Raw genomic sequence first — 22,708 nt, forward strand, 5'->3', positions numbered from 1 at the left:
CGTCGACCTCGCCGACGAGCACGGAGTCGGCTGGATCGACGGGGTCGAAGCCCCCGTGTCGATGCGCACCGTGAATCAGCTCATCTGCGCCGGCGGGTACCGCAAGATCGTCTTCGGCGTGAACGGGGAGGTCCTCTACCTCGGCGGCAAGGAAAGATTCTTCAGCCAGGCCCAACGCCGGGCGATCGCCGCCCGGGACGGCGGCTGCATCATCTCGGGCTGCCAGGTCAACGCGGCCTGGGCCGAGGTGCACCACATCATCCCCTGGGCCAACCACGGGCCCACCGACATCAACAACGGGGTGCTGCTGTGCTGGTTCCACCATCACAGCATCGAGACCTCGGGGTGGCTGATCCGGATGGTGCGCGGCAAACCCGAGGTCATGGCCCCGGTCTGCTTCGATCCCACCCGCACCTGGGTACCGGGCCAGGACCACCGCNTTCGATCCCACCCGCACCTGGGTACCGGGCCAGGACCACCGCGCCCACCGGGCCAGTCAGGCCGGCCGCGACCGTGGAGCCCGGCCGCGCGCGCACCCTCGGGCCACCGATTCCACCAACTAGCGGTCACCGGGTCTCGGCAGGCGTGAGCCCGCGCACTGCGGAGGGGGGAGACAACAGCTAAACTTCAACAGCCAGCCTCTGTAGCTCAACGGAAGAGCAGTTCCGTCCTAAGGAAACGGTTGGGGGTTCGAATCCCTCCAGGGGCACATTTCTTCAGGCAACACAGATCTTCAGGCAACACGGATCTCTGCGGGTGTACCCGAACGGGGACGGGTTGAGCCCAGTCGCTGCAGACTCGCCCCAGGGACGTCCACCTTTTCTCCGACAGCGGCGAATGAGCTGGCGTGGTAATTTATCACCGTTCATTTCGGTTGTGGCTGATGGCTCACTCCGTGCCGAACCAACCCGTCTCAGAGTCCGCGTCAGGTTGACGTCGCTTTGGGCGCATCGCGTCAACTAGGCAGGGAGTCAGTACATGAAGAAGATTTCGTATGGCGGAGAGTCGTTCCTGACAACTGACGGGGCCGCGGATGCACTCCTGGAGTTAGTCGTCGCCCTTCCGGACGGCCACGTGTCCGAGCTGATCAAACTACCCGCGGTCAACAGCGACGGTGACGAGATGGTCGTGCAAATGGTCGTCGGTCCACGCAGCGAGCTCATCAGCGTGCCGGAAGAATCCAGCGCGGGGGAACCCGACACCGTCGAAGCGGTCGCCTACCTTCGCGGCCGCGTGGGCACAATCACGGCCCCCAGCGAGGTGGCCTACACCGAGGCGCTCTCCTGTCCGGACTACGAATGGGACATGCCGTAGGCCCTTGTCGTCTGTCCCCCTCCTGAGGACATCAGTCGAATTGGCTTGAATTCCGTCCCCGAGTGAATGAAGCTGGACGAAATCGTTCAGCGGTGCCGCAAATGATGCGCGCACGAATCTCCCGCTGACGAAGCCGAGGAGAGCACCCAGTGGTTAGAAACAGCACGCGCGACAAGCACGACCGGGCACCGGCGCCCGACGATGCCCGCATGCCCGACTCGCTGACCGAGATCGCCAAGCCGTCCTGGAAGTACGTGCTGCGCAAGACCCTGCGGGAGTTCTCGGCCGACCAGTGCACCGACCTCGCCGCCGCCCTCACCTACTACGCCGTGCTGTCGATCTTCCCCGCATTGATCGCGCTCATCTCGCTCCTGGGAGTGTTCGGTCAGGGTAATACCGCGACGAACTCGATCCTTTCTCTCGTCGACCAGGTCGCCCCCGGTGGCACCGCCGACACTCTGCGGGCCCCGCTGGAGCAGTTCAGCTCGTCGCCCGCGGCCGGCGTCGCCCTCGTCGGCGGCATCCTGCTGGCGCTGTGGTCGGCATCCGGCTACGTCGGCGCGTTCAGCCGGGCCATGAACCGCATCTACGAGATGGAAGAGGGGCGGCCGTTCTGGAAGCTGCGCCCGATGCAACTGGGCGTGACCGTGGTCTGCATCCTGCTCATCGTGGTGGTGCTTGTGGTGTTGATTGTGTCGGGTCCGGTCACGAATGCGCTCGGCAGCGCGCTGGGGTTGGGGCAGACCGTGCAGCTCGTCTGGTCCGTCATCAAGTGGCCCATCCTGGCGCTGGCCGCCGTGTTGATCATCGCCATCCTGTACTACGCCACTCCCAACGCCCAGCAGCCCAAGTTCCGCTGGATCAGCCTGGGGGCATTACTCGCGCTCATCACCCTGGCGGTCTCCTCGTTCCTGTTCGGCCTGTACGTCACCAACTTCTCCAACTATGACCGCACCTACGGTTCTCTGGCCGGCATCGTGGTGTTCCTGCTCTGGCTGTGGATCGCCAACCTCGCCCTGCTCGTCGGCGCCGAGTTCGATGCGGAGCTGGAACGGGGCCGGCAGCTGCAGGCGGGCATCGCCGCCGAGGAAGAGATTCAGCTGCCGCCGCGGGACACCCGCAAGAGCGACAAGGCGGCCGACAAGGCACGCGAGGACATCAAGCTCGGCCGACGTCTGCGGGAGCACAGCACACCGAGTGACGACGGCGAACCGACGAGAACGAAATAGAAGTAAACACCGGGCCGGTCTCCTGAAGAGTCCACATCGAGGACGGGATCCCGCCCTCAGAGTCCCGGACTGCCCGTGCGTTGTGCTTCGCCGGCAAGGGTGCAAGTCTTGACGGATGCCGCTTCCGGGCATTCCGGGACGAGCCACCAGACTAGGAGCACCGATGACCGTTTCGTCCGATGAAGAGCTCGCACTGGCCCAGTGGAGTCGACGGCTGACGCAGGCCCTGCAGATCCTGGACCTCGAGGTCGACACCCAGATGATCCTGCAGTTGGCCGAGGAATCCAGGTCCGTCAGCCCCTCCGCCGGGCCCCTCAGCGCTTTTATCGTGGGCTTCGCTGCCGGACAGGCGACCAACAGCGGCAAGAAGGAGGTTCAGTCCGCCGTCGAGACCGCAGTGCAGAAGGCCCGCGGACTGGTATCCGACGGCACTCAGGACGGCCCGGACAGCAAGGGCTGGGTGGACTCAGCCCAGTAAGGGCTCTGATCCGGACGGCTTCAGGCGAACGATGACCGCCTTCGAGACCGGCGTGTTGCTGCCATCCGCCACGTGATCGAGCGGCACCAGGACGTTTGCCTCCGGATAGTAAGCGGCGGCGCACCCGCGCGGCGTCGGGTAGGAGACCACGCGGAACTTTCGCAGCACGCGCTCCTTGCCGTCCTTGTACTCGCCGAAAATGTCCACCAACTGTCCGTCGGCCAAACCGAGTTCGGTGATGTCTTCGGCGTTGACCATGATGACGTGGCGGCCTTTCCGGATTCCCCGGTATCGATCGTTGAAGCCGTAGATGGTCGTGTTCCACTGATCATGGGACCGCAGGGTCTGCAGGATCAGGGTCCCGGCGGGCCGTTCCACCGGCTCCAGGTCATTCGCGGTCAACACGGCCTTGCCGGTGGGCGTGTTGAAGGTGCGGGAATCGCGCGGGCCATTCGCCATGATGAAGCCGCCATCCTGCCTGACCCGCTCGTTGTAGTTCTCGCACCCCTTCACGACCCGGGAGATATGGTCGCGGATCAGGTCATAATTTTTCTCAAAGCCGTCCCAGTCGGCGTTGATCCTGTCGCCGAGGGTCGCCTTGGCCAGCCGAGAGATGATCGACACCTCGGAGCGCAGAGTGTGGGCAACGGGTTCCACGCTGCCCCACGACGCGTGCACCGCGCAAACGGTGTCCTCGACGGAGATGAACTGCGTGCCGGACTCCTGAATGTCGATTTCAGTGCGGCCCATCGTGGGCAGGATGAGTGCCTCTGTGCCGGTGACAGTGTGGGATCGGTTGAGCTTGATGGAAATCTGGGCGGTGAAGTCGCAATTTTCCATCGCCGCTTCCGCCGCGTGTGTGTCCGAGATTGCCGCCACCAGGTTTCCACCGAGGGCCAGGAAGAACTTGATTCTTCCGTCCTGCATGCGGCGGATCGTGTCGACGGCGTCGACGCCGTGCTCCCGCGGCGGCTCGAAGCCGAACTCCTTCCCCAGGGCGTCCATGAATGCCGGGGGCATCTGTTCCCAAATGCCCATGGTCCGGTCGCCCTGGACGTTGCTGTGGCCGCGGATCGGAGAAGCGCCGGCTCCAGGCTTGCCGATGTTACCGCGCAGCAGCAGCAGGTTGATGATCTCCTTGATGGTGGCGACCCCCTTCTTCTGCTGCGTGATGCCCATGGCCCAGGTGATGATGACCTTGTCCGCCTTCAGGTACCGCTCGGCGAGCTCGTCGATCTCCTCGATCCGCAAACCGGTCGCGTCGAGCACCTCCTGCTCGTCGAGCTGCGCCAGGTGCTCTTTCAGCTCCTCAAGGCCTTCGCAGTGCTCCGCCAGGAACTTGTGGTCCAAAACCGTGCCGGGGTTCCTGGCCTCCGCGTCGAGGACCCGTTTGGAAACGGCCTGCAGGAGGGCCATGTCGCCGCCAAGCCTGATCTGCAGAAACTGGTCGGCCAGCTCGGTTCCCTTACCCGCGACGCCGCGAACAGTTTGCGGATTCTTGTACCGCTTCAGCCCCGCCTCGGGCAGAGGGTTCACAGCGACCAGGCTGCCGCCATTGCGCTTGCAGGCCTCCAGCTCGTTGAGCATGCGGGGATGGTTGGTGCCGGGGTTCTGGCCCATCAGGATAATCAGGTCCGCCTCGGCGAAATCGTCGAAGGTGACCGTTGCCTTGCCGATGCCGATGGTCTGCCCCATGCCCCAGCCGGAGGACTCGTGGCACATGTTTGAACAGTCCGGCAGATTATTGGTGCCGTAACCGCGCACGAACAGCTGGTACAGGAACGCAGCCTCGTTGGATGTGCGGCCGCTGGTATAGAAGGCCGCGTCGTCCGGAGATCCCAGGGCGTTGAGCTTCGTGGCGACCAGCTCGAAGGCCTCGTCCCAGGTGATGGGGCGGTAGTGGTCCTCGCCGGCGGGCTTGTAGACAGGCTCGGTCAGTCGACCCTGCATGCCGAGCCAGTACTCGCTGCGTCCCCGCAGGTCGCTCACGGAGTGCTCGGCCCAGAAATCAGCACCGATGACGACGGGAGTCGCCTCCCAGGTGACGGCCTTGGCGCCTTCCTCGCAGAATTCAAACGCCTTGCGGTGGTGTGGGTCGGGCCAGGCGCAACTGGGGCAGTCGAAGCCCTTCTTCTGGTTCATCGCAAGCACCGTTTTGCGGGCCCGGTTGACGCCCATCTGCTCGATGGCCGGCACCATCGCGTGCATCACGCCGGGGATTCCTGCGGCCCAGTCCTTGGGCTTGCTGACCTCGAGTTCGCTCTCGTCGGCTTCCTCGAATTTGGGGTTCTTGCTCACCGTGGCCATGCCTTTCACGTCCAGTCGCAGCGAGGGATCGCCCCCGAAGCGGGGGTTTCGCACCCCCGAACCAACAGTAATCACCTCACGAGGGTCATCGGAAGTGCGTGCCCCCTATTGTCAGGCTGCGAACCGGTGGTCGGAGTGACAGCGGATGCCGACGTGAAGCAAGCAACAAATCTCGGATAGCGTCGGAGTATACGATCACACCGCTCCGGTGGTCTCCGAAGATGCAGCGTCCCCGAGACCACCTCGTCTGGAGTGCCCCATGATTTCCCCCCGCATCGCGTTCGTTGACGTCGACGGCACCCTGATCGAGACCGGATCGGAGATCGCAGACTCGACTATCGACGCGGTGCGCACCGCCAGGAGCAACGGGCATCTGGTGTACCTGAGCACCGGTCGGGCATCCGTGGAGATCTACCCCGCGATCCGCGACATCGGCTTCGACGGGACCATCAGCTCCGGCGGCGGGTTCGCGGAAATCGGCGACGAACTCGTGATCGAACGCACCATGCCCGAAGATGCGGTGGCGCGGATGATCGGTTTCTACGAGGAGTCGGGGTACGACTTCTACCTGCAGTCCTTCGACGAGCTGTACCCGAGCCCCGGCGTGCGCGACCGCTTCGCGGAGGACCACGCGGCCGACACAGAGCGGAAGGCGGGAACCGGGGCTGACCCGGCATCCGTCACCGATGCCGACGATCACCCGGCCCTGATGGCATTCGCCGACGTTCGACCGTACAGCTACACGGGCATCGCGAAATCGGTGTTCCTCGCCGGCGACCTTCGCGCGTACGACCGCGTCTCGGAGGCGCTCAGCGGAGAATTCCACGTCATCACCGGCACCATCCCGCACATGGGTCGCGGCAGCGGCGAGGTGACGCTGAACGGCGTGAACAAGGGCTCCACGGTCCTACGGCTCCTCGACCGGCTCGGCCTGGACGCGGCATCCGCCATCGGCATCGGCGACAGCAGCAACGACATCGAGATGCTGCAGGTCTGCGGGGTCGGCATCGCCATGGGCAACGCCACGGATGCCGTCAAAGCCCACGCCGACGAGGTCACCACCACCGTGCTCGATAACGGTGTCTGGAATGCCTTCCGCCGCCAGGGTTTGATCTGATCCCTCGCGTGGCATCCGGATGCGGTGTCTTCGTAACCCGACACCCGCCGGTTACCTGCGCGTCCTAAACTGGTGGCTCGCGCGGTGGACGGCACCGCGACCCGGACAAGGAGCGCGCGATGCAGATCCAGAGCCAGTCCGGCCAGGATGTGCTCGAGGCCGGATCCAGGGCGCCGGCGGCGCGTACCCTCATCGACATCCTGCATGGCACCGCCGACCGGCATCCGACCGCGCTCGCCCTGGAAGACCAGGACGGCGCGATCAACTATTCCAGCCTGATGCGCTTGGTCAGCGAGCAGGCGGAACGGCTCAGCCGCAGCGGGGTGCGCCGGGGCGACACCGTCGGCATCCGCATTCCGTCGGGCACCCGCGAACTGTACGTCTCCATCCTGGCCACCCTCACCGTCGGCGCCGCCTACGTTCCGGTCGACGCCGACGACCCGGAGGAGCGGGCGCGGCTCGTCTTCAGCGAAGCCCGCGTCGTGGGCGTGATCGGCCCCCGGGGCGTGTTCGCGGTGCGCGAGTCGCTCGACGCCGAACTGTTCGCCGAACGGATGCTGCCGGCGGGCGACGACCTGGCCCTCGCCGGAACAGACCGCACCATGCCGACCGCGGACGACGACGCGTGGGTGATCTTCACCTCCGGGTCGACCGGGGTGCCCAAGGGAGTCGCGGTCAGCCACCGCTCCGCGGCCGCGTTCGTCGACGCCGAGGCAGACCTGTTCCTCCCCGCCGACCCGATCGGACCGGCCGACCGCGTGCTGGCGGGACTGTCGGTGGCGTTCGACGCCTCCTGCGAGGAGATGTGGCTGGCCTGGCGGAACGGCGCTTGCCTCGTCTCGGCCCCGCGGTCGCTGGTTCGGTCCGGCGCGGACCTCGGTCCGTGGCTGATCGCCCACGGCGTGACGGTCGTGTCGACCGTTCCCACCCTCGCCGCGCTGTGGCCGGAGGACTCGCTCGAACAGGTGCGGCTCCTCGTCTTCGGCGGCGAAGCCTGCCCGCCCGAACTCGCGGCCCGGCTCTCGGTGCGGGGGCGCGAGGTCTGGAACACCTACGGCCCGACGGAGGCCACCGTCGTCGCCTGCGCCGCCCGGTTGGACGGCGACGGGCCGGTTCGGATCGGACTGCCCCTCGCCGGCTGGAACCTGGCCGTCTTGAACGCGGCCGGGGACCGGGTCGCCCACGGCGAGACCGGGGAACTCATCATCGGCGGGGTCGGGCTCGCCCGCTACCTCGACGCCGGCAAGGACGCCGAGAAATACGCCGCCCACGACGGACTCGGCTGGCACCGCGCCTACCGCAGCGGCGACCTGGTGCGCTACGAGCGTGAGGGCCTCGTGTTCGTGGGCCGGGCCGACGACCAGGTCAAGCTCGGCGGCCGGAGAATCGAACTCGGCGAGGTCGAGGCGGCCCTGCGGGCCCTGCCAGGGGTGGCCGGTGCCGCGGCAGTGGTGCAGACCACGCCGGCCGGAAACAAGGTGCTGGTCGGCTACCTCGCACGCACGGAGGGCGCCGCCGAGTTCGACCGCGCCGCCGCGAACATCCGTCTGCGGGAGGAACTGCCCGCCGCGCTCGTGCCACTGCTCGCGGTGGTCGACGACCTGCCCACGCGCACCTCGGGGAAGGTCGACCGAGCCGCCCTGCCCTGGCCGCTTCCGGCCGGCAGCGACGCCGGCGCAGCGCCCCGGCTGTCGCCGACGGCGGCCTGGCTCGCCGAAAGCTGGGCCGCCATCCTGGGTGTCGCAGCCGACGGGCCAGACGCGGACTTCTTCGCCAACGGCGGCGGCTCGCTCGCCGCGGCGCAGTTCGTGTCGATGATCCGCCAGCGCTTCGCGGACACCCGCGTCTCCGACATCTACGACTACCCGCGGCTCGGCTCGCTCGCCGACGAACTCGACGGCCGGGTTCCGCCTGTCCCGCAGCGGGGGCGCGAGGTGCTGCCCGTGCCCCTGCGCAGCCGGATCGCGCAGAGCCTGCTCGGCATTCCTCTGCACGTGCTCGTGGGGGCGCGCTGGCTGGTCTACCTCTCGGCGGCGAACAACCTGCTCGCCGCCGCCGGCGCCACCTTCGCGCCGACGCTCTCCTGGTGGTGGGTCGCGCTCGGCTTCCTCCTGTTCGTCACCCCGCCCGGCAAGATGACCATCTCCGTCATCGCAGCCCGGCTGCTGCTGCGCGGCCTGGAACCGGGCAACTACCCCCGCGGCGGTTCGGTGCACCTGCGCCTGTGGCTGGCCGAACAGGTCGCGCTGCTCGTGGACGCCGCCAGCCTCGCCGGGGCGCCGTGGATCAGCTACTACGCCAGGGCGCTGGGCGCCCGCGTCGGCCACGACGTCGATCTGCACGCCCTCCCGCCGGTGACCGGGATGCTGGAGATCGGCGCCCGGGCGGCGATCGAACCCGAGACCGACCTGGCCGGCTACTGGATCGACGGCGACGTGCTCCGGATCGGCCGGGTTCGGATCGGCGAAGAGGCGACCGTCGGGTCCCGCAGCACCCTGCTCGGCGGAGCCCGCATCGGCGCCGGAGCGGTGATCGAGCCGGGGGCGGCCGTCTCCGGCGTCGTGCCCGCCGGCGAACGCTGGGCGGGATCACCCGCCATCCGGATGGGCGCCGCGCACGGGTCGTGGCCGGCCGAGCGCCCGCCGCGCGGTCGCCGCTGGCTGACCGCGTTCGCGGCCGGGGCCGTCGGCATGACCGCGCTGCCGGTCATCGCCGTGATCGTGGGCGCCCTCATCGTCGGCGCGGCCATCGGTGACGCGTCGACCCTGTCCGCGGCGCTGGGGCGGGCGGCCCTGATGATGCCGGTCGCGGTCATCGCGGCCGGCCTCGTCTACGCGCTGCTGGTGGTCGCGTCCGTGCGCGCCCTCGGCGTGGGGCTGCGCGAGGGCTACTACCCGGTGCGCAGCCGGATCGGCTGGCAGGTCTGGATGACCGAACGCATCCTCGACGGCGCCCGCACACTCCTGTTCCCGGTGTACGCCGGCCTGCTCACCCCGATCTGGTTGCGGCTGCTCGGGGCGAAGGTCGGCGCGGGCGTCGAGGCCTCGACCGTCCTGCTGATCCCGGCCCTGACGACCATCGCCCCGGCCGCGTTCCTCGCCGACGACACCATGGTCGCCTGCTACGAGCTGGGCGGGGGCTGGCTGCGCATCGGCCCGGCCAAGATCGGCCGGCGCGCGTTCCTGGGCAACAGCGGAATCGCCGGCGCCGGGCGCACCGTTCCGCGCAACGGTCTCGTCGCCGTGCTCTCCTCCACTCCGCGGAAGGCCAAACGCGGCTCGTCCTGGCTGGGCAACCCGCCCGAGCGGCTGCGGCGCATCGCGACCGACGTCGACGAGACGCTCACCTTCCACCCGCCGGTGCGACTGGTGACCCGGCGCGCGCTCTGGGAACTGCTGCGCATTGTTCCGGTCATCGTCACAGCCCTGATCGCGCTCGGCGTGCTCGCCGCGCTCGCCTGGCTCTGGCTCCGGCTCGGCCTCGGTTGGGCGATCGCCCTGTCCGGAGTGGTCATGCTCGCCGCCGGCATGGTCGCGGCCCTGGTCACGACCGCGGCCAAGTGGATGCTGGTGGGCCGGATCCGAGCGACCGAGCATCCGCTCTGGTCCTCGTTCATCTGGCGCAACGAGGTATCGGACAGTTTCGTGGAGATGGTGGCCCGGCCCTGGTTCGCGGCGAAGGCGGCAGGCACCCCGGCGCTGGCCTTCTGGCTGCGCACCCTCGGGGCGAGAATCGGCCGCGGGGTGTGGTGCGAGTCGTACTGGCTACCCGAAGCGGACCTCGTCGCCATCGCCGACGGCGCCACCGTGAACCGCGGCTGTGTGGTGCAGACGCACCTGTTCCACGACCGGATCATGCAACTCGACCGCGTCAGCCTGGCCGCGGGCTCGACGCTCGGGCCGCACAGCGTGATCCTGCCGGCCGCCTCGGTCGACGAGGGCGCCACCGTGGGGCCGGCCTCCCTCGTGATGCGGGGCGAACGGGTTCCCGCCGGGTCGGTCTGGTCGGGCAACCCGATTTCGCCGTGGCGGTCGCTGCCGTGGCAGACTTGACGGCCCATGTCTCAGAACAAGTCTTCACTCCCGTCTCGGCCGGTGCCGCCGAATAACGGCGCGCCGACCCACGGTGCGCCGACAGTGGATGACGCCTACACACCGCAGAACGGGAACGGCGGCTATCTGGCCCAGCACTACGACCTCGACCTCGACTACCGGGTGGCCACCAACCAGCTGCGGGCGACGGCGACCATCACCGCGCTGGCCTCGATGAGGTTGGACCGGTTCAGCCTCGACCTGGACGGGCTCAGCGTCGACCGGGTCACGGTCAACGGGGTGCGGGCGCACAAGGTGATCCACGCCGCGCGGAAGCTGCTGATCCTGGTGGCGACCCCGATCGACGCCGGCGATCGGTTCGAGGTGAGCGTGCGGTATCGCGGGGCGCCGCGCCCGCTCCGCAGCATTTGGGGCGACGTCGGCTGGGAGGAGCTTGACGACGGGGTGCTCGTCGCCGGCCAGCCCACCGGCGCGGCGTCGTGGTACCCGTGCAACGACCATCCGAGCAACAAGGCCTCCTTCCGGATCCGGCTCACCTGCGAAGACCCGTACACGGTCGTGTCCAACGGAAAGCTGATCGCCCGGTCGACCCGATCGGGTCGCACCGCCTGGACGTTCGATGTGCCCGAGCCGATGGCCACCTACCTGGCGTCGGTGCTGATCGGCCGCTACCGGCGCACCGACCTGGCGGCCGCCCCGGTCGCCCAGCGGATCTTCTTCCCCGCCAACCTCGCCCGCGAAGTGGCCGTTGACTTCGGCCGGCTGGGGGAGATGCTGTCCCTCTTCACCGCCCGATTCGGGCCGTACCCGTTCGGCGCCTACTCGGTCGTGGTCACCGACGACGAGCTGGAGATCCCGCTCGAAGCGCACGGCCTCGCCGTCTTCGGCCGCAACCACGTCGACGGGGCGCACGGCAGCGATCGGCTGATCGCGCACGAACTGGCCCACCAGTGGTTCGGAAACAGCCTGACTGTGGCCCGGTGGCAGGACATCTGGCTGCACGAGGGATTCGCGTGCTACGCCGAGTGGCTGTGGGGGGAGGCCAGCGGGGGACCGTCCGCAGACCGGAGCGCGGCCGAGCACCGCGCGCTGCTCGACGCGCTGCCCCGCGACATCGTCGTCGGCGATCCGGGACCGCACGACATGTTCGACGACCGGGTCTACAAGCGCGGCGCGCTCGCCCTCCACGCCCTGCGCCGCGAGCTCGGCGACGACGGCTTTTTCGGCGCCGTGCGGGCGTACACCCGCGACCGGCGACACGGGTCGATCTCCACGGACGACTTCGTCGAGTTCTTCTCGGTGCACACCGGGAGCGGCGAGGTGCGCCGGATCGTCGACCGCTGGATCTACCGGACCGTGCTGCCCAAACTCTGAGCCGGCCGGTGGCCTGGCCGCCGACGGATGTCCGTGGCGGTCAGCTGCAGCACCGTGAGCTGGGCACCGGTGTGCACGGTGTCGGTGTGCACTGTGTCGGTGTGCACGGCGACCGTGCCGGCCAGTCCCGGCCCCGGATCGAACCGGGCCAGGCGCATCGTGTCCAGCGGGAAGCCGGCCCCCGGCCAGGCCGCGAGGTGCGGGGCGGCGGCATCCGTGGCTGCACCCGTCGGAGCGGCGGCGGTCAGCGTGACGGTCAGGTCCCGCGGGTCCACCCGGAGTCCGTCGCCGGTGCACTTGAGGATCGCCTCCTTGGCCGTCCACAGGGCGGCCCGCGCGGCCGCGGCGTCGGCGGGCGGGACGAAGTGGAGGGCGCCCTGCTCCGCCGCCCCGAACGCGACCCGGTCGAAGTCGGCCCGGGAGACGGCCGCCAGGCTCTCGATGTCGACCCCGACCGGTCCAGCGAAGGTCAGCGCGACGGCGACCGCGTCGGCGGCCCGGCTGAGGCTGGCGTGCAGGGGCCAGGGGTGCAGGGTGCGGCCTTTCGCGCTCAGAGGAACGTTCAGCACCGGTCTGCCATGGCTGCCGCCGCAACGGTCACAGGTGCGGTCGATCGACACGTGTCGGGGATCCACGCCGAGGACCCAGGCGGCGGCGGCCGCCAGGAAGCCGCGATCGGCGGCATCCGTTGCCCCGCGCGGGGCGACCACGACGAACACGTCCCGCGTTCGCTCAGCATTCACGCCCCCAACCTACCGCCGGGACCGTCGGAGGCGGCGGGCGGCGCTCCCGACGGATGCGACACTTGTAGCTGCTATATAAGGAGCGCCCGTGGCACTGATCGACAACGCAATCTACGTGAACGGGCATCGAGCCGCCAACCCGGACACGCTCGACGAGACCTACGCGGCCATGAAGTCCCGGAACGGCTTCGCCTGGATCGGGATGTACCGCCCGTCCGAGGCCGAGGTGCGCTCCGTCGCCACCGAGTTCAGCCTCCACCACCTGTCGGTGGAGGACGCGTTGAAGGGCCACCAGCGCGCGAAACTGGAACGCTTCGGGGACATCCTGTTCGTGGTGCTGCGGCCGGCTCGCTACATCGACGCCGAGGAACGGGTCGAGTTCGGCGAGCTGCACGTGTTCGTGGGCCCGGACTTCGTGGCGACCATCCGTCACGCCGAGTCGCCCGATCTCGCGAAGGTGCGCCTGCGGATGGAGCAGGCGCCGGAGCTGCTGGCCCTCGGGCCCGAGGCCGTGCTCTACGCGATCCTGGACCAGATCGTGGACGAGTACGGGCCGGTCGTGGCGGGGCTCGAGAACGACATCGACGAGATCGAGAACCAGCTCTTCGACGGCGACCAGACCGTGGCCCGGCGCATCTACGACCTGTCCCGCGAAGTGATCGAGTTCCAGCGCGCGACGCAGCCGCTGGTCGGCATGCTCGAGGCGCTGCAGAAGGGCTTCGGCAAGTACGCGGCCCCGACCGAACTGCAGCACTACCTGCGTGACGTGCTCGACCACACCCTGCGGGTCGTCGAGCGCGGCGCCGCGTTCCGGCAGCTGCTGGACAACGCGCTCACCGTGCACAGCACCCTCGTCACCCAGCGCCAGAACGAGGAGACGCGCCGCCTGTCCGAGACCAGCGTCGCCCAGAGCGAAGAGGTCAAGAAGATCTCCAGCTGGGCGGCCATCCTGTTCGCGCCCACCCTGGTGGGCACGATCTACGGCATGAACTTCAAGGCCATGCCCGAACTCGGGTGGGTGTTCGGCTACCCGTTCGCCCTGTCCCTGATGCTGGCCATGGGGATCGGACTCTACCTGGTCTTCAGGAAGAACAACTGGCTGTAGGACCCGCCGGCCTGACCGGGGTCAGACGGATGCCTGGGGCTGCGCGTCGAGCCAGGCTCCGACCTCGTCGTCCAGGGTGCTCTTCTCGGCGGGAGTGAGGAACGAGGCCTCGATCCCGTTCCGGGCCAGAAGCGCCAGCCGGTGCGGGCCCAGGCCGAACTCGCGGTCCAGGGCCGTCAAATTGTCGTCGATGTAGCCGCCGAAGTACGCCGGGTCGTCGGAGTTGACACACACGAGCAGGCCGCGGTCCAGCATCCGCATGATCGGATGCCCGGCGAGGGTGTCGATGACCCGCAGCCGCACGTTCGAGAACGGGCACACGGTCAGCGGAACGCGGTCCCGCACCAGGCGGTCGAGCAGGGCCTCGTCTTCCAGGCTGCGGATGCCGTGGTCGATGCGCTCCACCCCCAGCAGGTCCAGGGCCTGCCAGACGTACTCCGGCGGTCCCTCCTCGCCCGCGTGGGCGACCAGGCGCAGCCCGTTGGCGCGGGCCAGGTCGAAGACCTCGGTGAACAGCTCCGGGGGATAGCCGACCTCGGCGGAGTCCAGCCCGATGCCGTCGATCCGGTGCGGGCTCGCGAGGATCTCCCGCAGCAACTGCAGCGCCTCGGCGGCCGGACGGTCGCGCAGGAAGGTCACGATCAGTTTCGTGCTGATGCCGACCGAGTCGACGGCGGCGTCGAGGGCATCGCGCACCCCGCCCAGGGCGGTGAGCAGCGGCACGCCCCGGCTCGTGTGCGCCTGCGGGTCGAAGAAGATCTCCGCGTGCCGCACGCCGGCGGTGCGGGCCCGCTCGAGGTAGGCGCGGGTCAGATCGGTGAAGTCGATGCGTTCCCGCAGCACGTCGAGGTTGCGGTAGTAGAGGTTCAGGAAAGACTGCAGATCGGTGAACTCGTACTGCGCGCGCAGCTCGTCGAGGGAGCCCCACGGCAGGCGCACATTGTTGCGCGCGGCGAGCTCGAGGATAAGCTCGGGTTCGAGTGTTCCCTCGATGTGCAGGTGGAGTTCGACCAGGGGGAGTGTCATTGAACCATTCTCGCCGAGAAGGATCGGCGCCGGCCCTCGCCGCCGCCCCGGCTGTCGTGCGGGTGGTCGCTCGGACGGTCGCTCGGACGGCCGCTCGGACCGAATCCCGCCGAAACGGGCCGTTCTGGCCCCTAATCCCGGTAAAAACGGGCAGCCTGCCGGTGAATCCCAGTTGACTGAAATAGGGTGTCGGTGTGCGGCGCCTTGATAAGAAACTAGATGACAACGGCATCCTGTCGGAAATTCAGGATGCTGCCGCCTCCGACCCTCGCAACTCAGGCCCTCGCAACCCAGGCCCTCGCAACTCCGACCCACGCAGCCCCGACCCGCACGACGCGGCGGCCCCGCACGCGGTCAGCCTCGGTGATCCGTCCCTCGTCGTCGGCAACGTGGCCGACCCGGTCTGGCAGCGCTGGCGCGCCGAACTGGCGGAAGTCGGCGGACGCTCACCGCTCCTGCACTTCAGTGACGGGCCCCGCACCCGGATCGAACTGAGCGCAACCCACCCGGGCGGACTGCCGCAGTTCATCACCGGCAAGACCACGCTGCTCTCGAACCTGATCCGGGACGAGCTGGCCCTGCGCAACGCCCGGCTCGCGGCCGGCGAGATCACCCAGAAGGGCATCGAGCTGCGATCGATGCGCGGCATCGAGTCCGTGCACCTCGCGATCGGCCTGGCCGAGTGGCGCCACGGTGACGTGGACTACACGGCGCCGGTGCTGCTGCGCCCCCTCGCCATCCGCCGCTACGGCCGCGACTTCGAGCTCAAGCTCAAGGGCCAGCCCTTCCTCAACCCCGAACTGGCCCGCGCACTGCACGACCAGTTCCAGATCACCCTGGACGCCGACGCGTTCGTGGCCCTGGCCGTCACCAACGGCGCCTTCAAACCGCAGCCCGTGATCGACCGGTTGCGCGGCCTGACCTCGCACCTGCCGTGGTTCAACGTGGTGCCGCGCCTGGTCGCATCCTCCTTCGCCGACGTGGGCCGCGCGCTCTCCGCCGACGCGGCCCGGCTGGACCACCCGCTGCTCGACGCGGTCGCCGGCAACCAGAACGCCCGCCGGGCCATCGAGACCGCGTACAACCCGGTCGTGCCGATCGGCCAGGACTCCCGGCCTCCGGCCACCGACATCCTGCTGCTCGACGCCGACTCCGAGCAGGAGAACGTCGTGGCGCAGATCGCGGCCGGCAACTCCCTCGTGGTCAAGACGCTTCCCGGCACGGGCGGCACCCAGACGATCGTGAACGCGATCGGCTCGCTCATCTCGCAGCACAAGCGCGTGCTCGTGGTCAGCGCGCGCCGGTCCAGCCTCGACGGCATCGCGCACCGCCTGGTGCAGGTGGGGCTGCCCGGCGTCGCCGTCACCCCGCGCACCCTGCGGCGCGACCTGATCCAGTCAATCACCCGCAACGAGAAGGCCGCCCAGCCCCTGGTAGGCGACGTCGACGACGCGCTCGTGCGGCTGCGCAAGGTGCTGCTCGACTACCGCTCCTCGCTCACCCGCCGCGATTCGGCCCTCGGGGTGTCGGTGCTTGATGCCCTCGGCGAGCTGGCCAGGCTTGCCCAGCTGCCGAGCCCGCCGTCGACCACCGCCCGCCTCGACCGGCGCGCCCTCGAGCGCCTCGCCCATGGCCGGGCCGCCGCGGCGGCGACGCTGATCAAGGCCGCCGCGCTCGGCGAATTCCGCTACGGCCCGGGCGACTCGCCCTGGTACGGAGCCTCCTTCACCTCCACCGCGGATGCGTCCGCCGCCCACCAGCTGGCCAAACGGGTCAACCAGGTCGAACTGCCCCGCCTGCTCGAGCGCGCCGCCGGGCTGGTCGGCCAGACGCGGCTGCGCCCGTTCGAGACGATCACCGAGCTCGGCGTCTACCTGCGGCTGCTGCTGGACATCCGGGAGACGCTCGACAAGTTTCAGCCGGCCGTGTACGACCGTTCGCTGGCCGAACTGATCGCCGCGACCGCCGCCCGCCGCGATTCGCCCGAGATGACCGGCGCCAGCCGCCGGCGACTGCGCAAACTCGCCGATGAGTACCTCCGTCCCGGCGTGCGCGTCAGCGACATGAACGAGAGCCTGCGCCGCATTCAGCAGCAGCGCACCCTGTGGCAGCGCTTCGTCGTGGCCGGCGTCACCCCGGAGGTCCCGGTGGGGATCTCCGACGTGCACGTCGCCTTCCAGCGCGTCGCCGAAGACCTTGCCAGCCTCGACGTTCCGCTCGGCACGGCCGGCACCACCCGCCAGCTGTCGAACCGACCGATCAAGGAACTCATCCACGCGGTCGCCGGCCTCGCCGCCGAGAGCGAGGTGCTCGCCAACCTGCACGAGCGCACCGCCCTGCTCGCCACCCTGCGCGAGCACAACCTCGACCCCCTGATGACGGACCTGTCGCAGCGGCACGTGTCCGAGAAAGACGTCGCCGTCGAGCTCGAACTGGCCTGGTGGCAGTCGGTGCTGGAGACGATGCTCAGCGGCGACAAGGCCCTCCTCAACGCCAACACGCAGGTGCTCGACCGCCTCGAAGCCGACTTCAAACTGGTCGACGAGGCTCACGCCTCGACCACCGGCCAGCTGCTGGCCTGGCTGCTCGCCGAGACCTGGAAGATCGGCGTCGTCGACTGGCCGGAAGAAGCCGATCACCTGCGGCGCCTGCTCCGCGCCGACCGGGCCACCCCCGGCCGCCTGCACAAGGCCGCACCGCACCTGGGCCGGGTGCTCGCCCCGGTCTGGCTCGCCTCACCCTACGAGGTCGCGGGCTTCGACGACCAGATGAGTTTCGACACCGTGCTGCTCGTCGACGCCGGGGCCACTACCCTGGCCGAGAACGTCGGCGCCATCCGTCGTGGCAGGCAGATCGTCGCGTTCGGCGATCCGGTCACGCAGACCCCGTCCGCGTTCGAAACCGGCATCACGGATGCCGCGGACGACCGCACCGTGCAGGAGACCAACGTGGATGCCCTCCACGCCGACTCCGCCCTGGCCCGCCTCGGAGAGCTGCTCCCGACGCTGACCCTGACCCGAAGCTACCGGGCCGGCGGCGAGGACCTCGCCGAGCTCGTCAACCACCGCTTCTACGGCGGCCGCATCGATTCCCTCCCGTGGGCCGGCAGCTACCTCGGCCACGGCAGCCTCACCATCAATTACGTCGCCGGTGGGCACGGCATGCCCGACGCCGACAGCGGCGCCGTCGAGAGCGTCGACGCGGAGGTCGCCAAGGTCGTCGAACTGGTGATGGACCACGCGGTGAAGCGGCCCAAGGAATCCCTGATGGTGATCACGGCCAGCGCGCGGCACTCCGTGCGCGTGCACCAGGCCGTGCTGTCCGCGTTCTCCAAGCGCACCGACCTCTCCGACTTCATCCTGAAAGACCGGGCGGAGCCGTTCACCGTGCTCACCCTCGAGCAGGCCGTGGCCCAGAGCCGCGACCGGGTCATCTTCTCGATCGGCTACGGCCGAACCCCGCACGGCCGCCTGCTCACCAACTTCGGTTCGCTCGGCGAGCCCGGCGGCGAACGGCTGCTGGCCATCGGCATGACCCGAGCCCGGCGGGCCATGGACATCGTCTCCTGCTTCCGCCCGTCGGACATCGACGAGGACCGCCAGCGCCACGGCATCCTGGCTCTGTCCCAGGTGCTCAGCGAGACCGAGGCACGCCGCCACGAAGCCCAGGTGCCCGATGCCAGCGAGGCCATGCTGGTCGACCTGGCCCGTCGCCTCGAGAAGTTCGGCCTGACCGTGTCGCTCGGGCACCGCGGCAAACTGGCCCTGGCCGGATCAAACGCCGGCCGTGCCGTCGTCGTCGAAACGGATGCCGTGGTCGGCCGGTCGAGCCTGCGCGAGTCGCTCCGGCTCCGGCCCGAGGTGCTGCGCCGCCTCGGCTGGCACTACCTGCGCGTGCACAGCTTCGAGCTCTTCAGCAACCCGGACGCCGTCGCCGCGCGGGTCGCCGCGCTCGCGGGCGTCACCGCCCCGCCGTCGACACGGCCGTGACCGCTGACGCCAGCCCTGACGGCGGTCCTCACGGAGTAGCTGACGGCGGCGCCGACCAGCCGGCCGCGGCATCCGCGGAGCCCCGCCAGTCGGTCGTCAGACAGCCCGGCACATCCCGGCGCGCCAAACTGACGCCGGTTCCCGGCACGGATCCCGATCCGCACCCGCCGGTACTGCGCGAGGAGGGCGGGGTCGTGCCCGTCGATCCCGCCGGACCGGGCACCCGCGGCGTCAACGACGACCGGCTGCGCCAGGACCGCCCGCCGCACTGGTGACGCGGGCGCGCTCCGGTCGGGGCTAGAGCGTGTGCTTCGGGCCCCGGTCGAGCGTCGCGCCGGCGGCCAGCAGGTCGCGGATCTCGGTCAGGAGTTCGAGCTCCGTCGCCGGGGCGGCCACCTCGGCGGCGGTGGGGGCGCCGGCGAGACGGCGGCGCTCCTGGGCATGCTTCAGGTGGTTGAGCGGCATGACGAAGACGAAGTAGACCACGGCCGCGACCAGGAGGAAGTTGATTGCCGCCGCGAGCACCAGCCCGAATGACAGTTCAGCGCCGCCGGGAAGCCCGATCACCATCGCTTTCGCGAGGCTCTCCGAGTTGAAGATCGCTGCGACCAGGGGGTTGAAGATGCCCTTGACGATCGCGTTGACCACCGCGGTGAACGCGGCCCCGATGACGACGGCGACGGCGAGCTCGATGACATTGCCGCGCATGATGAATTCTTTGAAGCCCTGGATCATGGTCATACTCCGCTGAGGTGCCGGCGCCGTGAGGCGATGACGGGGGAAGTGGTGGTAGTGGTTAGGAAGACTTGGCGGCCGGGGCGGCGGAGCTCGTGCTGCCCGAGGTCGACTTCGCGGGGGAGGACGAACTCTCCTTCGCCGGCGCGGACTTCTCGCCGGCCTTCGAGTCGGACGAGCCGCCCGACGCCTTCTCGAATTTCTTGTCTGACTTCTTGTCGGACGTCTGGCTCGAGCGCTCGAGGGAACGCTTCGAATCCGAACGGGAGTCATTGCTGTAGAAACCGGACCCGCTGAAGGTCACGCCGATCGACGAGAACACCTTGCGCAGCTTGCCGCCACAGGTGGGGCACTCGGTGAGCGTGTTGTCGGTGAAGGCTTGCTGGATGTCGAACGCGGTGTCGCACTCGGTGCAACGGTAAGAATAGGTAGGCACTGGAACTCCGGCTGTGGGACCGGCCGCTGGCCGAATCCCCGATTGTATAGATGGCTTCGCTAGATTTTACCGGTGTTGGCTGGAAGCCACGTCAACGGCGCATGCGGTCAGAAAGCGATGATCCGCGACGGGGTGACCAGGCCGTCCACCGGCTGGTCGTGCACCTCGCGCGGGACCTCGTCGACGAACTCGTTGTCGTAGATCACGGCGTAGACCGGCGGGCACTTCTCCATCGAACCGAGGGTCTTGTCGTAGTAGCCGCGGCCCCAGCCCATGCGCAGGCCGGTAGCGTCGACGGCCGCGGCGGGCACCACGATCAGGTCGACGTCGTTGATCGCGATCGGGCCGAGCAACTCGCCGGCCGGTTCCGGAACGCCCGCGAGACCCGGGGTCTCGGTCTGGTCTTCGCCGACGGTCCAGTCGAGCAGTCCGTCGTCACGGGAGACGGGGAAGAGAACCCGGATCCCCTGGGACTCGGCCCAGTTCACGAACGGGCGGGTGTTGGGCTCGTTTCGGCTGGACAGGTAGCAGGAGATCGAACGCGCCGACAAATCGAGCGTGATGCTCTGGAGATTGGCGGTGAGGCCGGCCGTCGCGGCGTCGCGCTCCACCGAGGTCATGTTCTGGCGGCGCTCCCGCAACTCGGCGCGGAGCGCCCGCTTTCGATGACCGATGTCGGAGTCCATACAAGTCATCCTAGATGCCGCTAACGTAGGGGCCATGGGGACATCAATTACCAAAGCCGTCATTCCCGCCGCTGGTCTGGGCACTCGCTTCCTTCCGGCCACCAAGGCCATGCCGAAGGAGATGCTTCCGGTGGTTGACAAGCCCGCGATCCAGTACGTCGTCGAGGAAGCGGTCGCCGCTGGCCTGCCCGACGTGCTGATGGTCACCGGGCGCAACAAGAATGCCCTGGAAAACCACTTCGACCGGATGACCGAGCTCGAGGCGATCCTGGAGAAGAAGGGCGATCAGAGCCGGCTCGCGAAGGTGAACTGGGCCACCGAGCTGGCGGACATCCACTACGTGCGCCAGGGCGACCCGCTGGGTCTCGGCCACGCCGTTCTGCGCGCGAAGATGCACGTGGGCAATGAGCCGTTCGCCGTGCTGCTCGGTGACGACATCATCGACTCCCGGGACCCGCTGCTCACGAAGATGCTGACCGAGCAGGGCAAGCGCAACGCGAGCATCATCGCCCTGATGGAGGTCGACCCCTCGCAGATCCACCTCTACGGTGCCGCCGCGGTCGAGGCCACCGATGACCCCGACGTGGTGCGGGTGACCGGACTGGTCGAGAAGCCGGACGCGGCGGATGCCCCGTCGAACCTGGCCATCATCGGCCGGTACGTGCTGCGCCCCGAGGTGTTCGGGGTGCTCGAACACACCCAGCCCGGCAAGGGCAACGAGATCCAGCTCACCGACGCGCTGCAGGAGATGGCGGCGACCCCGGATGCCACCGGCGGCGTGTACGGCGTCATCTTCCGCGGACGTCGCTACGACACCGGTGACCGCCTGGACTACATCAAGGCCATCATTCAGCTCGCCGTCGACCGCGACGACCTGGGCCCCGACCTCCGGCCGTGGCTCCAGGACTTCGTCGCGACCCTCGACTAGGGCCTACCGGCAGCCCCGGCGGCAGGCCGAGCGGGTAGATTGAGGGAACAACATTCTGGAATGAAGAGACGGGCAGGCTGTGGCCATCGCGATACCGACGCTTCATGACGGGCCCGTCACCCTGCGACCGATTCGGTTGCGGGACGACAAGGTGCTCGAGCGGTCCCTGATGGAGAACCGGAGCTGGCTGCGCACCTGGGAAGCCACGAGCCCGTACGCGCCGATGTCGTTCGACACGCGGTCGAGCATCCGCAGTCTCCTCGCTCACTCCCGCGCCGGAAGCGGTCTGCCGTTCCTGGTCGAGTACGACGGCCGGCTGGCGGGCCAGCTGAACGTGTCGTCGATCACCTGGGGATCGTTGTCCTCGGCCACGATCGGCTACTGGGTGGCCCAGGAATTCGCCGGCAAGTCGATCACTCCGACCACCGTCGCGCTGGCGACCGACTATTGCTTCGGCCAGCTCGGACTGCACCGGATGGAGATCTGCATCCGGCCGGAGAACGGCCCCTCGCTGCGCGTGGTAGAGAAACTCGGGTTCCGGTACGAGGGTCTGCGGCGGCGCTTCATCCACATCAACGGCGACTGGCGCGACCACTTCTGCTTCGCGCTGGTGGCGGAAGAAGTGCGCCAGGGCGTGCTCAACCGCTGGCACGCGGGCGCAGTGTCGCCCGACGCAGCCCGGGTGACGCCGTCCGACCTCGCCGCGGCCGCGCATCCGTTGGCCGTGACCGACCGATGACGCGCCGAATGTTCGGTGACACACCCTCGGTAATCATCCCCGGAAGCCCCCGGCGCTCCTACCGTAGGGACCATGAGTAGCGAGGTCCTGGGCGGGGGAGTCATGATCGCGGTCGCCGCTGCCCTGTGGGTGACCTATCTGATGCCGACCTGGGCGCGACGCCGACAATACCTGACCACCGAACGGAACGCCGTGCGCCTTCAGCAGACCCTGCGTATCCTGGCCGAGACCTCCGAAGTGCCGCGGGAGGTTCGCCTCGAAGCGAACGCGCGCACGGTGGTCACCCAGCGCAAACTCCTGGCCCAGGCCGAGGACGACGCCCGGGCCGAGGCCAAGGCCGTGACGGATGCCGCGGCCGCCGCCCGGCGGGCCGCCGCGGCCCGTTCCGCGACGGAGCGTGCGGCCGTGGCCCAGGCCGCTGCAGGCCGTTCCGCGCTCGCCAGGCCCGCC

At 68.9% G+C, this 22,708-nt stretch carries 18 protein-coding genes, 1 tRNA gene and 1 pseudogene; 14 read left to right on the forward strand and 6 right to left on the reverse strand.

All coding sequences use genetic code 11. The features are described from left to right. From E3T24_RS10570 to E3T24_RS10590, 5 genes are all read left to right on the forward strand, one after another. A partial coding sequence (locus E3T24_RS10570) for an HNH endonuclease signature motif containing protein (RefSeq protein WP_134434602.1) occupies positions 1 to 589 on the forward strand: 589 nt, incomplete at its 5' end. 48 nt (positions 590 to 637) lie between these two features. Further along, positions 638 to 709 (forward strand) — tRNA-Arg (locus E3T24_RS10575). Between the two features lie 269 nt (positions 710 to 978). Continuing rightward, entirely contained in the window at positions 979 to 1,314 is a 336-nt protein-coding gene (locus tag E3T24_RS10580) for a hypothetical protein (RefSeq protein WP_134365098.1), read from the forward strand. Positions 1,315 to 1,523: 209 nt separating this feature from the next. Next, entirely contained in the window at positions 1,524 to 2,543 is a 1,020-nt protein-coding gene (locus tag E3T24_RS10585) for a YihY/virulence factor BrkB family protein (protein WP_134365103.1), read from the forward strand. A 163-nt stretch (positions 2,544 to 2,706) separates the two neighbouring features. Then, a complete protein-coding gene (locus E3T24_RS10590; RefSeq protein WP_134365099.1) occupies positions 2,707 to 3,021 on the forward strand; it encodes a DUF6457 domain-containing protein in 315 nt (104 codons plus the stop codon). On the opposite strand, the gene E3T24_RS10595 is transcribed toward E3T24_RS10590, so the two are convergent. Then, a complete protein-coding gene (locus E3T24_RS10595) occupies positions 3,010 to 5,319 on the reverse strand; it encodes an FdhF/YdeP family oxidoreductase (protein WP_241978685.1) in 2,310 nt (769 codons plus the stop codon). The two genes, E3T24_RS10590 and E3T24_RS10595, sit on opposite strands and share 12 nt — an antisense overlap. A gap of 268 nt (positions 5,320 to 5,587) precedes the next feature. Between E3T24_RS10595 and E3T24_RS10600 the strand changes: the two genes are divergently transcribed. From E3T24_RS10600 to E3T24_RS10610, 3 genes are all read left to right on the forward strand, one after another. After that, a complete protein-coding gene (locus tag E3T24_RS10600; protein WP_134365101.1) occupies positions 5,588 to 6,445 on the forward strand; it encodes a Cof-type HAD-IIB family hydrolase in 858 nt (285 codons plus the stop codon). A gap of 119 nt (positions 6,446 to 6,564) precedes the next feature. After that, positions 6,565 to 10,497, forward strand: coding sequence for a Pls/PosA family non-ribosomal peptide synthetase (locus tag E3T24_RS10605; protein ID WP_134434603.1), 3,933 nt, complete (start codon positions 6,565 to 6,567; stop codon positions 10,495 to 10,497). A gap of 84 nt (positions 10,498 to 10,581) precedes the next feature. Further along, the gene (locus tag E3T24_RS10610) at positions 10,582 to 11,871 is read left to right on the forward strand and encodes a M1 family metallopeptidase (RefSeq protein WP_241976228.1); all 1,290 of its coding nucleotides are present in this window, start codon (positions 10,582 to 10,584) and stop codon (positions 11,869 to 11,871) included. On the opposite strand, the gene E3T24_RS10615 is transcribed toward E3T24_RS10610, so the two are convergent. Then, complete coding sequence (locus E3T24_RS10615; RefSeq protein WP_134403307.1) at positions 11,844 to 12,614, reverse strand: 4'-phosphopantetheinyl transferase superfamily protein; 771 nt, start codon at positions 12,612 to 12,614, stop codon at positions 11,844 to 11,846. The genes E3T24_RS10610 and E3T24_RS10615 overlap by 28 nt on opposite strands. An 88-nt stretch (positions 12,615 to 12,702) precedes the next feature. Between E3T24_RS10615 and E3T24_RS10620 the strand changes: the two genes are divergently transcribed. Next, the gene (locus E3T24_RS10620) at positions 12,703 to 13,719 is read left to right on the forward strand and encodes a magnesium and cobalt transport protein CorA (protein ID WP_134403308.1); all 1,017 of its coding nucleotides are present in this window, start codon (positions 12,703 to 12,705) and stop codon (positions 13,717 to 13,719) included. 21 nt (positions 13,720 to 13,740) lie between these two features. Here the strand turns inward: E3T24_RS10620 and E3T24_RS10625 are convergent, their stop codons facing one another. Further along, a complete protein-coding gene (locus E3T24_RS10625) occupies positions 13,741 to 14,745 on the reverse strand; it encodes an adenosine deaminase (protein ID WP_134366597.1) in 1,005 nt (334 codons plus the stop codon). Positions 14,746 to 14,939: 194 nt separating this feature from the next. Here E3T24_RS10625 and E3T24_RS10630 point away from each other — a divergent pair, with 194 nt between their 5' ends. Both E3T24_RS10630 and E3T24_RS10635 read left to right on the forward strand, forming a co-directional pair. Next, positions 14,940 to 18,734 carry an AAA family ATPase gene (locus E3T24_RS10630; RefSeq protein WP_241978686.1) on the forward strand — a complete coding sequence of 1,265 codons (3,795 nt, stop codon included), beginning with the start codon at positions 14,940 to 14,942 and terminating at the stop codon, positions 18,732 to 18,734. Further along, on the forward strand, positions 18,731 to 19,009 hold the full coding sequence (locus tag E3T24_RS10635; RefSeq protein WP_134434605.1) for a hypothetical protein: 279 nt from the start codon (positions 18,731 to 18,733) through the stop codon (positions 19,007 to 19,009). Before E3T24_RS10630 ends, E3T24_RS10635 begins: the two co-directional genes overlap by 4 nt. Before the next feature lie 22 nt (positions 19,010 to 19,031). On the opposite strand, the gene mscL is transcribed toward E3T24_RS10635, so the two are convergent. The 3 genes from mscL to E3T24_RS10650 form a co-directional block, all read right to left on the reverse strand. Then, entirely contained in the window at positions 19,032 to 19,475 is a 444-nt protein-coding gene (gene mscL / locus E3T24_RS10640) for a large conductance mechanosensitive channel protein MscL (protein WP_347232658.1), read from the reverse strand. 55 nt (positions 19,476 to 19,530) lie between these two features. After that, positions 19,531 to 19,905, reverse strand: a complete 375-nt coding sequence (locus tag E3T24_RS10645; RefSeq protein ID WP_134366594.1) for an FmdB family zinc ribbon protein — start codon at positions 19,903 to 19,905, stop codon at positions 19,531 to 19,533. 107 nt (positions 19,906 to 20,012) lie between these two features. Beyond that, positions 20,013 to 20,591 carry a 5-formyltetrahydrofolate cyclo-ligase gene (locus tag E3T24_RS10650; RefSeq protein ID WP_134366593.1) on the reverse strand — a complete coding sequence of 193 codons (579 nt, stop codon included), beginning with the start codon at positions 20,589 to 20,591 and terminating at the stop codon, positions 20,013 to 20,015. A gap of 34 nt (positions 20,592 to 20,625) precedes the next feature. On the opposite strand from E3T24_RS10650, the gene galU reads away from it, so the two are divergent. The 3 genes and pseudogenes from galU to E3T24_RS10665 form a co-directional block, all read left to right on the forward strand. After that, positions 20,626 to 21,519 (forward strand): UTP--glucose-1-phosphate uridylyltransferase GalU, encoded by an 894-nt coding sequence (gene galU, locus E3T24_RS10655; RefSeq protein ID WP_134403311.1) that lies wholly within the window; start codon positions 20,626 to 20,628, stop codon positions 21,517 to 21,519. Positions 21,520 to 21,598: 79 nt separating this feature from the next. Further along, a complete protein-coding gene (locus E3T24_RS10660) occupies positions 21,599 to 22,258 on the forward strand; it encodes a GNAT family protein (RefSeq protein WP_134366591.1) in 660 nt (219 codons plus the stop codon). Positions 22,259 to 22,330: 72 nt separating this feature from the next. Next, positions 22,331 to 22,708: pseudogene (locus E3T24_RS10665) on the forward strand (hypothetical protein); the annotation flags it as partial.

Source organism: Cryobacterium sp. TmT2-59 (genome assembly GCF_004403545.1).
Classification (GTDB): domain Bacteria; phylum Actinomycetota; class Actinomycetes; order Actinomycetales; family Microbacteriaceae; genus Cryobacterium; species Cryobacterium shii.